The following is a 13109-nucleotide window of genomic DNA, read 5'->3' as shown; positions in this document are numbered from 1 at the left end:
ACCAGTCGACGACGGCGGTCGCGACCCGTTCCCGACGGGACCGCCGGTCGTTTCAGGCTCCGGGGCACTTCCGTGCCACGGCCACCCACACCACCGCCAGCGCTTTCCATCCGGCGGCGACAGATCAGCGGACGCCGCGGTTCCGCACCGCCGCCCCCCGAGGTGATCCACAGTGAGCGAATCGTCAGAGTCCGCCGAGTACGAGGTACCCGACCACGTCGGGAACCCGCTGGTCCACCTGGTCCGGCGCTACGCCAGGCCCTACGGCGCCCGCTATCTCGTCGCCATCGTCGGGACGGCGCTGGCGCAGATCCCCCAGCGCGTCCCGGCGCTGGTCGTCGGGGTGGCGCTGGACGCAATCCTCCTGTCGAGCACGCCCTACAGTCTCCCGCTCGTCCCCGACGGCTGGATCCCGACGACGACCGAAGGGCAGGTCACCTTCACTATCGGCCTGCTCGCCGGCGCCTTCGCGCTGGACGGCGCGCTGACCTGGCTCTCCGGGCGGGTCGCCGGCACCGCCCGCCTGCGCACGCTGCACGATATCCGCGTCGACACCTTCGACGCGCTGGTGGGTCGCGAGATGGACTTCTTCGACCGCCACCAGACCGGCGACGTGATGAGCGTCCTCAACAACGACGTGAGCAACCTCGACGGCTTCGGCAACAACGCCGTCCAGGGGCTGCGCTTCGTCACCCAGATCGCCGTCGCCTTCGCGTTCATGGCGCTGTTGCACGTCCGCCTGGCGGCGCTGTTGCTCGTCCTCCCGGTCGGGCTCGGGCTGCTGGGCCGCTGGTACACGACCCGGGTCGAACCCGTCTACGAGGACGTGCGCGAGAGCGTCGGCCGGATCAACGCGCGCCTGGAGGACAGCATCGACGGCATCGCGACGGTCAAGAGCTTCGCCCGCGAGGACCGCGAGCGGGCGGCCGTCGCATCGGCGTCCCGCGAGTACCGCGACCGCAACTGGTCGGTCGTCCGCCTGCGACTCCTCTTCAACTACAGCAGCTGGTCGGTGTCGTCGTACTCCTTCGTCGGCCTGTTCGCGATCGGCGCCTACATCAACCTCGAGGGTGCCCCCCCGTTTCTGGGTCACTCGCTGACCGCCGGGACCTTGCTCACCTTCCTGCTGTACAGCAAATCGTTCTACGGCCCGATCCGCCAGCTCATGCTCGACGTGCTCGACAGCTACGAGAACGCGCTGGCCTCCAGCAAACGCATCGTCGCCGTCCTCGAGACCGACCGGCAGGCGAACGAGACCGGCGACGACCTCCGCGTCACCGGGGGCCGCATCGAGTACGACCGCGTCGACTTCGGCTACGAGAGCAGCGACGAACAGCAGCTCTCGGACGTGAGCTTTACGGCCGAGCCGGGTTCGCTCGTCGGTATCGTCGGCCCGACCGGCGCCGGCAAGTCGACGATCACGAAACTGCTCTTTCGCTTCTACGAGGCCGACGCGGGCAGGGTCACCGTCGACGGCCAGGACGTGACCGACGTGTCCCCGCGGAGCCTGCGCGAGCACCTCGGCTACGTCTCCCAGGACCCGTTCCTGTTCTACGGGACGATCCGCGAGAACATCGGGTACGGGGTCCGCGAGGGCGACCAGCGGGAGCCCTCGGAACGCGCGAGCGGCGACAGTGGAGCCGCGAGCGACGACGCCAGTGACGCGGACGTCGAACACGCCGCGAAGCTCGCGGGCGCTCACGACTTCGTCACCGATCTGGACGACGGCTACGACACGCAGGTCGGCGAGCGCGGCGAGAGCCTCTCGGGGGGCCAGCGCCAGCGGATCGCCATCGCCCGTGCCCTGCTCCGGGAGCCGGAGATCCTCGTCCTCGACGAGGCGACCAGCCACGTCGACAACGAGACCGAGCGCCAGATCCAGGAGAGCATCGACGCGCTGGCGGGCGAGCGGACGACGCTCGCCATCGCCCACCGGTTGTCGACCGTGCGCAACGCGGACACCATCGTCGTCGTCGACGACGGCCGGGTCGTCGAGCAGGGAAGTCACGAGGAACTCGTCGAGCGCGACGGCCTGTACGCCGACCTCTGGAGAGTGCAGGTGGGCGACACCGACGCCGTCTCGGAGACGTTCCTGCAGCGGGCGCGTGCGGAGGACCGGCCCTCCGAGCGCATCGAATCCGCGATCGACGGGGAGGCGTCGCGATGAGCGATAGCGAGGAACGACCCGCGAGCGACGAGGGCGGAAGCGAGAGCGGCCGCGGAGCCATCGCGGCGGCGGCCGACGACGTGCGCCGGCCGCTCCTCTCGCTGTTGCGCGACGGCGGCCGCGGGAACCTGCGGTGGGTCGGCGCCGGCACCGTCTCGTCGGTGATCGCACAGTTCCTCTCGAACCTCGACATGTTCGTCGTCGGGCTCGCCTTCGACGCGATGTTCAACGGAGAGGGCTACGACCTGCCGCTCGTGCCGGCGGGATGGATCCCGGCCGAGCCGACCGGGATGCTCTGGTTCACCGCCGCGCTGCTGGTCGGCCTGAAGCTCGTCGACATGACCTTCGGGATCGTCGCCGAGTACTCGTTTTTCCTGTTCGCCCAGCGCACCCTCCACCGTATCAGGGTCGACGCCTTCGACCGGGTCCAGCGCCTGGACATGGGATTCTTCGACACCCAGCAGACCGGCGAGGTGATGAGCGTCCTCAACAACGACGTGAACTCCCTGGAGCAGTTCCTCGAAGTCGGCCCGAACCTCGGGGTCGTCGCCGCCGCGATGTTCGCCAGCTCCGTCGTCTACATGGCGCTGTTGAACTGGCAGCTCGCGCTCGTCTCCGTCGCCGTCGCGCCCCTGTTGCTGGCCGCCAACGTCTGGTTCGGCGCGCGCCACGAAGCGCGCAACGACGACGTGCGCGAAGAGACCGGGATCCTGAACGCCCTGCTGGAGACGAACATCAGCGGTATCCAGACCGTCAAGGCGTTCGGCGGCGAGCGCTACGAGACCGAGCGGGTCACCGACCGGTCGGCTACCCATCGAACGGCGAGCTGGCGCGCCCACATGGTCGGCGTCGGCCACCAGCCCGCCCTCCGGATGATCGCCGGCGTCGCCTTCGTCGCGACGCTGTTCGTCGGCACCGAGTGGGCCATCGACAGCCGATTCTGGTTCCTGCCCGGCACCATCACCGCCGGCGAGCTCGTCCCGTTCATGTACTACACCCAGCAGCTCGTCCTCCCGGTTCGCTTCCTCGCCTGGGTGACCGGCCTCTACAAGGGCGCCACAGCCTCCGCGAAACGGATCCTCGGCGTCCAGCGCATCGAACCGCCCCGCGAGGACGGACGCACGGAACTCAACGACCCCGACGGCCGCGTCGAGTACGACGACGCGTCCTTCGCCTATCCCGGAACCGACGAGCGCGTCCTCCACGACATCGACCTGGCCGTGGAATCGGGCGAGACCGTCGGCCTCGTCGGCGAGACCGGCGCCGGCAAGTCCACCCTGCTAAAGCTCCTTCAGGCGTACTACGACCCCGACGAGGGGAGCGTCCGCGTCGACGGCACCGACGCCCGCGACATCACCCGCGAGAGCCTCCGAACCTCGATCGGCTACGTCGCCCAGGACCCGTTCCTGTTCACCGGGACGATCCGCGAGAACATCGCCTACAGTGTCGACGACGCTACCGACGACGCGGTCGAGGCCGCCGCCCGCGAGGCCGGCGCCCACGAGTTCATCGCGAGCCTGGAGCAAGGCTACGACGCCGAGGTCGGCGAGCGCGGCGTCATGCTCTCGGGCGGCCAGCGCCAGCGCATCGCCCTCGCTCGTGTGCTGTTGGCGGACCCGCCGATGTTCATCTTCGACGAGGCGACCAGCCACGTCGACAACCGGACCGAGGTACTGATCCAGCGCTCGCTCGACGCGGTGACCGAAGACCGCACCACCTTCGTCGTCGCCCACCGCCTGTCGACGGTGCGAGACGCCGACCGCATCGTCGTCGTGGACGACGGCGCGATCGTCGAACAGGGCACCCACGACGAACTGCTCGACCTGGACGGGAAGTACGCCGACCTCTGGAAGGTGCAGGTGGGCGCCGTCGGGACCTGAGGACGGTCCGGGCCGACGTCGTCGCGACTGCCGGGGGCGAAGCGCTTACCCGACTGTTGGCCCTACTTCCGGCCAGATGAGCGACCCAGCCATCACGCTCTACCGGCTGCAGGCCTGCCCGTTCTGCGAGCGGGTCGTCCGCACCCTGGAGGCGTACGACCTCGACTACCGCTCGCGGTTCGTCGAACCCATGCACAGCGACCGCGACGCCGTCCAGCGATTGACCGGCAAGCGCTCCGTGCCGGCCATCGTCGACGAGTCGACCGGCGTCACGATGTCCGAGAGCGCCAATATCGTCGAGTACCTCGAGGCCACCTACGGCGAGCGCTCGAAGGGAGGCGCCTGAATGGACCTGCCCTTCGAGGTCGTCGACCTCCCCGAGACCGACCACCCCGAGGTCGGCGACCGCGTCCCCGACTTCGAGCGCCCGCTCGTCGGCCCCGAGTTCTGGGAGGACGTCGCCCTCTCGACGCTGACCGACGAGGCGCCGGTCGTCCTCCTCTTTCACTCGATGGACGGCGCCTTTCCCGCCACCTACGTCTGGAACGAGGTCCGCGACCGCGGCTGGCTCGACCGCGACGACTGCCAGGTCGTCGGGCTGTCGATCTCCTCGCCGTACGAACACGCCGACCTGATCGAGGACCGCGGCGTCGACGCGCGGCTGTACTCCGACCCGAGCAACGGGGTCGCCGAACGGTTCGACATCGTCAACGACCTCGACGGGATGGCCGGCGTCGAGGAACCGCGCCCTGCCGTCTTCGTCCTCGACGGCGAACGGGTCGTCCAGTACGCCTGGGTCGCCGACGAGTGGCCCGACTTCCCCGACTACGACGACGTCGAAGCGGCGATGGACGAGCTGTAGCGCCCGATTCGGCGGTCTTCGGCCGCTGGCACGCCGCCACGGACACCGACGAGACCCGGTGACATCGATGTCAGCGCCTTTTGAAGTACCGCGAGCGCGTAGGAGCACCAATGGCAGATCCGAACCCGACACCGGGCATCCACCACGTCACCTGTATCGCGGGCGACCCCCAGCAGAACATGGACTTCTGGGTCGAGACCCTGGGCCTGCGCCTGGTCAAGCGCTCGATCAACCAGGACGACCCCGGCACCTACCACTTCTTTTTCGCCGACGCGGAGGGGACCCCCGGGACGAGCATGACCTTCTTCCCCTGGGAGGGGATGACCCAGGGGAAAGTCGGCTCCGGGCAGGTCTCCCGCACCGCCTTCCGCGTCCCCGAGGGCAGCCTCGACTACTGGGAGGACCGCTTCGACGACCACGGCGTCGACTACGACGACCGCGTCGACCGCTTCGGCGAGACCGTCCTCCCCTTCGAGGACCCCGACGGCCTCCCCGTCGAACTCGTCGAAGTCGAGATTCCCGACGACGACCCCACCGTCCCCTGGACGGAGTTCGTCCCCGCCGAACACGCGATTCGGGGCTTCCACTCGGTGACGCTGTGGCTCGCCGACCCCCAGCCCACCGAGGAGCTGCTGGAGACGATGGGCCTCGAACGCGTCGGTACCGAGGAGGCCGAGGGCGACACGCCCGGCGACGAGCGCACCCGCTTCGAGGCGACCGGCGAGGTGGGGCAGTACGTCGACGTGCTCCCGACCATCCAGGGCGGTCGCCAGGGCCACGGCACGGTGCATCACGTCGCCTTCCAGACGCCCACCGACGAGGATCAGGAGGGGATGCGTTCGGCCGTCCGCTCGCGCGGGCTCAGCCCCACCCAGCAGATCGACCGCCACTGGTTCCGCTCGGTGTACTTCCGTGAGCACGGCGGCGTCCTCTTCGAACTCGCCACGAGCGAGCCCGGCTACGACAGCGACGAACCGCTCGACGACCTGGGCGGCCGGCTCGTCCTCCCCGGGAAGTTCGAGGACCGCCGCGAAGAGATCGAGAGCAACCTCACCGACGTGACCGTCCCCCGCGCCGAACAGGCCGAAGCCGACGACTGAAACGCTATTCGACGGACTCCGTTTTCGCGGGTCTGACTCGTTCAGCCCGGCGCGCGCTGTCGAGCGTGCTCGAACCGTGTGAGAGCCGCTCGAAATAGTCGTGCGAGGGATGACTGAGCGAGCACCGCGAGCGAGGGAATCGGTTGGGGAGGATCGTGGCCGTCTGCGGTGCTGTGCGGGGCGGTCGTGGTGCCTGGTGGACTGAAAGGGCGAGGCGCGCTCGCGTTTACGTGGTCGCCTGAGCGGGCCACTATCCGCGCGGGTAGTGCGGAGAGCGCGGATATCCCGTCTCAGCGACCGCGAGCGCGGTGAGGGCTTTCAGCGCCTGCTGTCACCTGCGGTCAACTCGACTCTCAGCGAGCGTGCCGATGGCGTCCATCGTCCGCCGTCGAGTACAGTCGAATCAGTCGCTACTCATCGAATCGCGTCACGCTTTTGCCGACGACCGACCGACCATCGACAATGAGTGACGTGGAACGAGCCGCGCAGGCCATCGCGGGCGGCGACCTCGCGGTCTACCCCACCGAAACCGTCTACGGGATGGGCGCCAACGCCGTCGACGCCGACGCGGTCGAGCGGGTGTTCGAGGCGAAAGGGCGCGACCGCGACAAACCGGTCTCGCTGGGCGTCCCGAGCGTCGAGCGGGCCACCGAGTACGTCGACCCGACCGAGCGGGAACTGCGGTTCATGCGGGCGTTCCTGCCCGGCCCCGTCACGGTCGTGGTCCAGCGGCGCGAGATGGTCCCCGACGTGCTGACCGCCGGTCGCGAGAAGGTGGGCGTCCGGGTCCCCGACCACGACCTCGCGCTCGAACTGTTCGAGGCGGCCGACGTGCCCGTCACCGCGACGAGCGCCAATCTCTCGGGAACCGGCAGCGTCCGCGAGGTCTCCGAGCTGAGCGACGAAATCCGCGAGCAGGTGAGCGCTGTCGTCGACGGCGGGCGCACCGACGGGATGGAGAGCACCGTCGTCGACGTCGAATCCGGGGAGATCCACCGCCGCGGCGCGATGGCCGACGAGATCGAGGCGTGGCTCGCCGAACACGACGCCGCGTAGTTCGACCCGAAACGGGGGGGTCGAACCGCTCTGGCACGCTCACCAGCGCAAACGATCGCGGGGGACGGCGACCGCACAGTCGCTCACAGCATCGATTTCAGTGACCGCGTCGTCACACCGCACTGGCCCTGGTAGTCGCAGGGCGCGCACTTCTCGCGGTTGGCGGTCCGGGAGGGCGGGCCGTCGATGGCGTCGGCGGTGCGGACGGCCGAGCGGTAGGTCGCCTTCCGGCGGGTCGTGAGCGGCACCTCGCGGACGACGCCGTAGGCGGGGTACTCGGCGAAGGCGTGCTCGACCGTGGTCTCGCGTTCCCAGGCCAACGCTTTGGCGGCAGCGACGAGTCGGACGGTTTGGGGTTCCCAGACCCCCTGTTCGGGTGGCGCTCCCGCGAACACCAGCGACGGCCGCGGTGGACCCGCCAGCACCTTGTGGGCGATCCCGCGACACTCTCGACCCTCCAGCAGCACCTCGCGGTCGGCGGGGTCGACCAGGTCGTCCCAGGCGTCGAGGCTCGCGCGCAGGCGGCCGAGCCGCGAGCGGTACTGCGTCGGCGTCACCTCGATGGGGGCGGCCTGGACCTCGGGGTCCGACTCCAGCAGTTCGGGGTAGCGAAAGGCGAGATCCCGGCGGGCGTGGACCTCCTGGGGAACGTCCTCGTCGGCCGAGGGGTCGCGGTGACGGTAGTAGAGCTTCCGCGGGCAGTACGCCGCCGTCGCCACGTCGCGGAACGTGTGCATGGTCGGCGATGGCCGCGCTTTCGGTCTTAAGTTCTCGCAGCCATCCTTTTCGCGGAGGGGTGTCCTCGCTCGCTTTGCTCGCTGCGGGCACCCCTCCGTCAAAAACATGGGTGAAAAAGCGCGAGCGGCTCCGCCGCTCGCGTGAACCGCGCGCTGCAGGCGCGCGGATGCCAAATGTCGGCGACTGCGGCCGATTCAGCAGTGGCCGGTGTCGTTCTCGCGAACGATCCGCACCGCACCCGTCTCGTGGTCGAACTCGAACTCGTTGATCGAACAGTTGCCCTGTGACTGCTCCAGAATTGTTTCGACGATATCGAGGTCCTTCAGGTGTCCGAGAAGCAGGCGAATGGGGCCACCGTGGGTCACGACGAGGACAGTTTCGATCGGTTCGCACTCCTCCAGTGCCTTCTCCCATCGTTCGATGACGCGCTCGCGGACATCCGCGAGACTCTCACCGCTCTCCGGCCGCCTGCGCGCCGCGCCCGGGCCGCTCTCTGCGAGGTCGTACTCGGGGAACCGCTCGGACATCTCTTCGACCGATACGCCCTGATGGACGCCAACGTCACGTTCGCGCCACGCCGATTCGTACGTGACGGGCGCGTCGACGTGGTCGCGCAGGACCGCCACCGTCTCCTCCGTCCGAGACAGGTCCGACGACAGAACACGGTCGATATCGTATCCTTTCGCCAGCGCTACGCCGAGTCGGTCGGCTTGCGCTCGACCGCGGTCGGTGAGTGGGGCAGGCGCCCAGCCCTGCACTCGTCGCTTCCGGTTCCACGTCGTCTCACCGTGTCGGACTGCGACGATAGTCGTCATTCCGTTCGACGGGTCGAACGACGAGGTGTGGATTCTAAGTTGTTCTCCTGTCCGGCCGAGTCGCACCGGGAATCCGTTTTCAGGGTCAGTTGTCGATTCCCCACGCGAAACTGACTGGCGCGAGTCGAACCCGGACGGATGTCACACGGTCGAAAAATCGTCGAAGCCGCCGCTCAGAACGAGACGTCGGTCTCGATGTCCTCGGCGGCCTCGTCGAGGCCGTCGTCGGTGACGGACTCGGTGAGCGACCCCGAGATGGCGGCGTCGGTGCATATCTCGTCGAACTCGGTTCGGTAGCGGTAGTTCGCCGCCCGGGCGGCGACCTGGGCGTCGACGACGCGGCGGTAGTGGGCCAGCGTCGACTCGTCGACGTCGAACTCGTCGGCCAGCGCGGCGTCGTCGGCGTCGCGACGGCGGCGCAACTCGCCGACGTCGAACGGTGCCGCGGTGTCGTCCCCCCGGAACAGGTGCAGATCCATGCGTGCGCGGAACACTTCGTCGGGCGACACGCCGAGTTCCTCGGCGATCGCCTCGTCGGACCCCTCGTCGTAGAACCCCTGGACCAACTCGACGTACGTCTCCGTCTCGAACGTCGAGTCGAAGTCGTAGCGGTCGGCGAGCGCCTCGACGACCCCCCGCAGGCGCTCGCGGATCGTCGCCTCGTCCGGCTGGTCCGCGATGGAGCCCCGCGGCTCCTCCTGGGTCTCCGTGACCGTCTCCTCGTCGGAAACGTCCATGAAGATGTCCCGCAGTTCTGCTGTCTTTTCGTCCATTGCCCGAACCGCAATTCGGGGACGCTCACCTAAATAATTGTTGACACCTGGAGGCGGTCGAGGCGGGCCGCGGCCGACCGGGACGACCGTCGCTCGCCCGGCCCCGACCGCGGCCGTCGAAACCGACAAACGCGACGACGGTCATCGGCCGTGGTCGTGTGAGATCGTGACAAGCGTTAAGGGCGCAACCGACCGGGTTCTAGTATGCTCTTGCTCCAGGCCGACGCGCCGACCCGCCCGACGTTCTGGGGGATCGGCCCCGTCGGGAAGGCGGCGTTCTACTATCTGGCCGCCGTCGCCATCGCCGTCTTCCTGCTGGGGTCGTACCGCCGGGTCGCCCGCTACGCCGAGGGCCGCGAGGACCCCCTCAACGGGCTCGACGACCTCCCTCGGCGAGTCGTCTCCGCGGCGGGGACCATCCTCTCGAACCGAACGCTGCGCGACGGCGACGTGGTCGCGGGGCTCGCCCACGCGTTCGTCCTCTGGGGCTTTCTCACCCTCCTCATCGCGACCACCATCCTCGGCATCGACATGGACCTCTACGGCCCGCTCACCGGCGAGTCCTTCTTCGTCGGGGACTTCTACCTCTCCTACTCGTTCGTCGTCGACGCGATGGGCCTGCTGTTCGTCGTCGGGCTCGGCGTCTTCCTCTATCGTCGGTACGCCGCCCGCGACGAGCGCCTGTGGGGCCGCCACACCTCCGCCGAGGACGACCTCTTTATCTGGGCCCTCTTTCTCTTGGGGGTCGGCGGCTATCTCACCGAGGGCGTCCGCATCCTCGGGCAGGACTTCCCGGCGTTCGAGACGGTGAGCTTCGTCGGCTGGGCGGTCGCGCTCGCTCTCGACGGCGTCGGTGTGACCCCCGCGACGGCCGAGGCGGCCTACCCGCTCGTCTGGTGGAGTCACTCGATCCTGGCGCTGGCCTTTATCGCCGCGCTCCCGCTCGGGAAACCGTTCCACATGCTCGCCTCGGCCGCCAACGTCGTCGCTCGCGACGAGGACGCCGGTCGGCGCCTGCCCGGCGTCCCCGCCGACCTGGACGCCACGAACGCCGAGTCCATCGACGATTTCACCTGGAAGGAGCTGCTCGACCAGGACGCCTGCACCAACTGCGGCCGCTGCTCGTCGGCCTGCCCCGCCAAGGCCGCCGGGCGCCCGCTCGACCCGCGCGACGTGATCCTCGATCTGAAGAGCTATCGCGAGAGCCGCGACGCCGACGGCGAGGCGGTGGACATCGTCGCCGACGGCGGCACCTCCGTCGTCGACGCCGCGACGATGGAGTCCTGCATGGCCTGTATGGCCTGCATGGACGCCTGTCCCGTCGAGATCGAACACCTCGATTCGTTCACCCGGATGAACCGCCAGCTCGTCGACCAGGGCGACCTCGACGGGAACGTCCAGGACGTCTTCCAGAACGTGATGCAGCAGGGCAACACCTTCGGCGAGCCCCAGCGGGATCGCGCGGACTGGGCCGACGACCTCGACACCGAGCCGACGGACGCCCGCGAGGAGTCCGTCGAGTACCTCTGGTACGTCGGCGACTACCCGAGCTTCGACGACCGCAACGGGACGGTCGCCCGCTCGCTCGCCCGGATCTTCGAGCGGGCCGACGTGGACTACGGCATCTGCTACGACGACGAGGTGTACGACGGCAACGACGTGCGCCGCGTCGGCGAGGAGTTCCTCTTCGTCGAGCAGGCCGCGACCCTCGTCGACACGTTCGACGACTGCGAGTTCGAGAAGATCGTCTGTACCGACCCCCACGCGATGAACACCTTCGAGCACGAGTACCCCGAGGTCGACTTTCGGGAATTCGCCGACGACCCGATGATGGAGGTGCCCGAAGAGAACTGGGACGGCGCGCCCGTCTTCCACTGGACGCAGGTCGTCGAGGACCTCGTGAACGAGGGGCGGCTCGGCCTCCGCGGCGACGAACTCGACTACACGGTCACCTACCACGACCCCTGTCACCTCGGCCGCTACAGCGGCGAGTACGAGGCACCTCGCGACCTCGTTCGCGCCACCGGCTGCGAACTGGCTGAGATGCCGCGCAACCGGAGCGACTCGTTCTGCTGCGGCGGCGGCGGCGGCGGCCTTTGGATGGAGTTCGACGAGGACCCCAAACCCAGCGAGGAGCGGCTGCGCGAAGCGCTGGAGGACACGGCCGTCGGTCCCGCCGTCGAGAAGTTCGTCGTCGCTTGCCCGATGTGTACCACGATGTTCGAGGACGGCCGCAAGACCGGCGGCTTCGAGGACGAGATCGAGGTCGTCGACGTGGCCGAGCTGCTGGTCGAGGCGATCGAGGTCCGGGAGGGCGGCGGTGTGGCCGCCGGTGAGAGCGGGACCGCCGAGTCGCCGGCCGACGACTGAGCGACGCCCGTTCGCACCCGCGCTCGCGGTCACGACTGCCCTGCACCAGCATGCCCTGCACCAGCCTACCCTGCACCAGCACGTAGCGCGCTCATGACGGCTGCGCCCCTGGTTCGAGACGGTCATGATCCGCACGCTCTTCGCGGCTATCGGTGTCGTCGAACTGCTCCGGCCGGACGCGCTCGTCACCGCCGCCGAGCGCGTCGCCCTCGAGAACCCCGAGGAGTGTGAACGCCGGTGGTGGGTCCCGTTCGCCGTCCGGGCCGAGGGCGTCGCGCTCCTGTTCCTGGCGTCGCGGGGCGAAGCGCACTACCCCGCGCTGAAGAAGGGACTCGGCGTCGTCGGGCTCCTCGCGCTGGCGTCCCCGCACGGCTACGTCGACCGGGGGGCGACGCTGGTGTACGCCGACGCCGACCGGTGCGACTGGAAATCGTGGGTGTATCCCGCGACCCGGCTGACCGGCTTGATCTACGTCCTCCTCGCGCTCGACGAGCGACGGGCGGACGCGAACGGTCGCGACTGACGGCACTCGGTGTCCCACTCAGGCCGTCCCGGCACCGGGACGACCGAGCGGTTAACAGGCTCGACGCCCTCCGGAGTCCCATGGGACTGATCGCGGAGTTTCGCCTGACGGGCGCGGACCTGGCGCTCGTCGACGTGGCGGCCGGCGTTCCGGCGGCGACCGTCGAGTTCGAGTCGGTCCAGGCCGCGCCGTCGGGGCCGCCGGAGTTCGTCGTGCGGACCGTGGGCGCCGACCGCGAGGCGGTCGAGGCCGCGTTCGCGGAGGCCGACTCGGTGACCGACCACTCGCTGGTCGTCGCCGACGGCGACACGCGCCGCTACCAGTGTCGCCCCACCGGCGGGCCGCCGGAAGGGTTGGAGGCGCTCGCCGACAACAGGTCGGTCCCCGACCGCGTGACGGTCACGCCCGACGGCTGGACCGAGCGACGCTGGTTCGCCGACCGCGAGGAGTTCGACGCCTTCCGCGAGTTCTGTCGCGCCAACGACTACACCTTCGGCCTCGACCGACTCGTCGAAGTCGACGACGACACCGGCGCGAGCGACGCCGAGGAGCCCGGCCCCTTCGGCGCCGTCGACGGCGACGCTTCGCGTCCGCCAGGGATGACCCAGCCACAGCGTGAGGCGCTCGTCCTCGCCCACGAGATGGGCTACTTCGACGTACCCCGCACCGCTTCGACCGCCGACGTGGCCGACGAACTCGGCGTCGCCCCAGCCTCCTGCTCCGAGCGACTGCGTCGCGCCCAGTCCCACCTCGTCGCGCAGTTCCGCCGCGCCGACACCAATATAAAACCCCGAATCGATTAGGGCCAGGGCTACGGGCGCGTAG

Annotated in this window: 12 protein-coding genes; 9 read left to right on the top strand and 3 right to left on the bottom strand. The window is 69.2% G+C overall.

What is annotated here, in order from left to right; all coding sequences use genetic code 11:
- Positions 1 to 172 precede the first annotated feature (172 nt).
- The 6 genes from I7X12_RS09505 to I7X12_RS09480 all read left to right on the top strand — a co-directional run bounded on the left by I7X12_RS09505 (position 173) and on the right by I7X12_RS09480 (position 7065).
- The gene (locus I7X12_RS09505) at positions 173 to 2167 is read left to right on the top strand and encodes an ABC transporter ATP-binding protein (protein ID WP_198063574.1); all 1995 of its coding nucleotides are present in this window, start codon (positions 173 to 175) and stop codon (positions 2165 to 2167) included.
- Positions 2164 to 4047: an ABC transporter ATP-binding protein gene (locus I7X12_RS09500; RefSeq protein ID WP_198063573.1), complete on the top strand. Its 1884-nt coding sequence runs from the start codon at positions 2164 to 2166 to the stop codon at positions 4045 to 4047. The genes I7X12_RS09505 and I7X12_RS09500 overlap by 4 nt, the downstream gene beginning before the upstream one ends.
- 76 nt (positions 4048 to 4123) lie before the next feature.
- Complete coding sequence (locus I7X12_RS09495) at positions 4124 to 4393, top strand: glutaredoxin family protein (protein ID WP_198063572.1); 270 nt, start codon at positions 4124 to 4126, stop codon at positions 4391 to 4393.
- Positions 4394 to 4909 carry a redoxin domain-containing protein gene (locus I7X12_RS09490; protein ID WP_198063571.1) on the top strand — a complete coding sequence of 172 codons (516 nt, stop codon included), beginning with the start codon at positions 4394 to 4396 and terminating at the stop codon, positions 4907 to 4909. It begins immediately after the preceding gene.
- Positions 4910 to 5019: 110 nt separating this feature from the next.
- Positions 5020 to 6009, top strand: a complete 990-nt coding sequence (locus I7X12_RS09485) for a ring-cleaving dioxygenase (protein ID WP_198063570.1) — start codon at positions 5020 to 5022, stop codon at positions 6007 to 6009.
- 462 nt (positions 6010 to 6471) lie between these two features.
- Positions 6472 to 7065: an L-threonylcarbamoyladenylate synthase gene (locus tag I7X12_RS09480; protein WP_198063569.1), complete on the top strand. Its 594-nt coding sequence runs from the start codon at positions 6472 to 6474 to the stop codon at positions 7063 to 7065.
- 83 nt (positions 7066 to 7148) lie between these two features.
- Here I7X12_RS09480 and I7X12_RS09475 read toward each other — a convergent pair whose 3' ends face one another.
- The 3 genes from I7X12_RS09475 to I7X12_RS09465 all read right to left on the bottom strand — a co-directional run bounded on the left by I7X12_RS09475 (position 7149) and on the right by I7X12_RS09465 (position 9391).
- Positions 7149 to 7802: a CRISPR-associated protein Cas4 gene (locus I7X12_RS09475; RefSeq protein ID WP_198063568.1), complete on the bottom strand. Its 654-nt coding sequence runs from the start codon at positions 7800 to 7802 to the stop codon at positions 7149 to 7151.
- A gap of 195 nt (positions 7803 to 7997) precedes the next feature.
- Complete coding sequence (locus I7X12_RS09470) at positions 7998 to 8684, bottom strand: histidine phosphatase family protein (protein ID WP_232343135.1); 687 nt, start codon at positions 8682 to 8684, stop codon at positions 7998 to 8000.
- 107 nt (positions 8685 to 8791) lie between these two features.
- Positions 8792 to 9391, bottom strand: coding sequence for a conditioned medium-induced protein 4 (locus tag I7X12_RS09465; protein WP_198063567.1), 600 nt, complete (start codon positions 9389 to 9391; stop codon positions 8792 to 8794).
- A gap of 204 nt (positions 9392 to 9595) precedes the next feature.
- Here I7X12_RS09465 and I7X12_RS09460 point away from each other — a divergent pair, with 204 nt between their 5' ends.
- The 3 genes from I7X12_RS09460 to I7X12_RS09450 all read left to right on the top strand — a co-directional run bounded on the left by I7X12_RS09460 (position 9596) and on the right by I7X12_RS09450 (position 13087).
- On the top strand, positions 9596 to 11761 hold the full coding sequence (locus I7X12_RS09460) for a heterodisulfide reductase-related iron-sulfur binding cluster (protein WP_198063566.1): 2166 nt from the start codon (positions 9596 to 9598) through the stop codon (positions 11759 to 11761).
- A 124-nt stretch (positions 11762 to 11885) separates the two neighbouring features.
- Positions 11886 to 12284, top strand: coding sequence for a hypothetical protein (locus tag I7X12_RS09455; RefSeq protein WP_198063565.1), 399 nt, complete (start codon positions 11886 to 11888; stop codon positions 12282 to 12284).
- 80 nt (positions 12285 to 12364) lie between these two features.
- Complete coding sequence (locus tag I7X12_RS09450) at positions 12365 to 13087, top strand: helix-turn-helix domain-containing protein (RefSeq protein WP_198063564.1); 723 nt, start codon at positions 12365 to 12367, stop codon at positions 13085 to 13087.
- The last annotated feature ends 22 nt before the right edge of the window (positions 13088 to 13109 follow it).

The organism is Halosimplex litoreum (assembly GCF_016065055.1).
Taxonomy (GTDB): domain Archaea; phylum Halobacteriota; class Halobacteria; order Halobacteriales; family Haloarculaceae; genus Halosimplex; species Halosimplex litoreum.
Note: the sequence above shows the minus strand (reverse complement) of the source record. Positions and strands in the feature narration are given on the sequence as shown.

Coding starts and splice junctions, on each gene's coding strand:
- I7X12_RS09500 (WP_198063573.1), top strand. CDS start 2,164: ATGAGCGATAGCGAGGAACGACCCGCGAGCGACGAGGGCGGAAGCGAG.
- I7X12_RS09490 (WP_198063571.1), top strand. CDS start 4,394: ATGGACCTGCCCTTCGAGGTCGTCGACCTCCCCGAGACCGACCACCCC.
- I7X12_RS09495 (WP_198063572.1), top strand. CDS start 4,124: ATGAGCGACCCAGCCATCACGCTCTACCGGCTGCAGGCCTGCCCGTTC.
- I7X12_RS09455 (WP_198063565.1), top strand. CDS start 11,886: ATGATCCGCACGCTCTTCGCGGCTATCGGTGTCGTCGAACTGCTCCGG.
- I7X12_RS09480 (WP_198063569.1), top strand. CDS start 6,472: ATGAGTGACGTGGAACGAGCCGCGCAGGCCATCGCGGGCGGCGACCTC.
- I7X12_RS09475 (WP_198063568.1), bottom strand. CDS start 7,802: ATGCACACGTTCCGCGACGTGGCGACGGCGGCGTACTGCCCGCGGAAG.
- I7X12_RS09450 (WP_198063564.1), top strand. CDS start 12,365: ATGGGACTGATCGCGGAGTTTCGCCTGACGGGCGCGGACCTGGCGCTC.
- I7X12_RS09485 (WP_198063570.1), top strand. CDS start 5,020: ATGGCAGATCCGAACCCGACACCGGGCATCCACCACGTCACCTGTATC.
- I7X12_RS09465 (WP_198063567.1), bottom strand. CDS start 9,391: ATGGACGAAAAGACAGCAGAACTGCGGGACATCTTCATGGACGTTTCC.
- I7X12_RS09460 (WP_198063566.1), top strand. CDS start 9,596: ATGCTCTTGCTCCAGGCCGACGCGCCGACCCGCCCGACGTTCTGGGGG.